We start from the raw sequence: 395 nt of genomic DNA, 5'->3' as shown, positions 1-395 counted from the left end.
GCCAATGGATGAGATTCTCAAACTTTCTGCATTGCAAGGGAGTGAAATTAATGAAGCAAAGAAAATTCTTGCAACAGAAATTACAGCAATGTTGCATGGACGTAGTCTTGCGGATGCAGCAGCCGAAACAGCTCGAAAAACTTTTGAAGAAAAAACGCTTGGAGAAAATCTTCCAACTGTTGAACTTAATGCCACAAAATTAAAAGTAGGTGTTGGATTACTAAATCTTTTAGTACAAGCAGGACTTGCTAAATCTAACAGTGAAGCACGTCGTCATGTTCAAGGTGGAGGTGTGCGCGTAAATGATAAAATTATTAAAGATGAAACGCGTCTTATTATTGAAGAAGATGTCAATGCAGACGGAATAATTAAACTTTCCTTCGGTAAGAAAAAAC

At 37.2% G+C, this 395-nt stretch carries 1 protein-coding gene; it reads left to right on the top strand.

The genetic code is table 11. The annotated features are described in order from the left end of the window. On the top strand, window positions 1-395 hold a 395-nt coding region (locus J7R05_RS08790), incomplete at both ends, for a S4 domain-containing protein (protein ID WP_281388247.1).

It is taken from the genome of Bartonella capreoli, from assembly GCF_902813205.1.
Taxonomy (GTDB): domain Bacteria; phylum Pseudomonadota; class Alphaproteobacteria; order Rhizobiales; family Rhizobiaceae; genus Bartonella; species Bartonella schoenbuchensis.
Note: the sequence above shows the minus strand (reverse complement) of the source record. Positions and strands in the feature narration are given on the sequence as shown.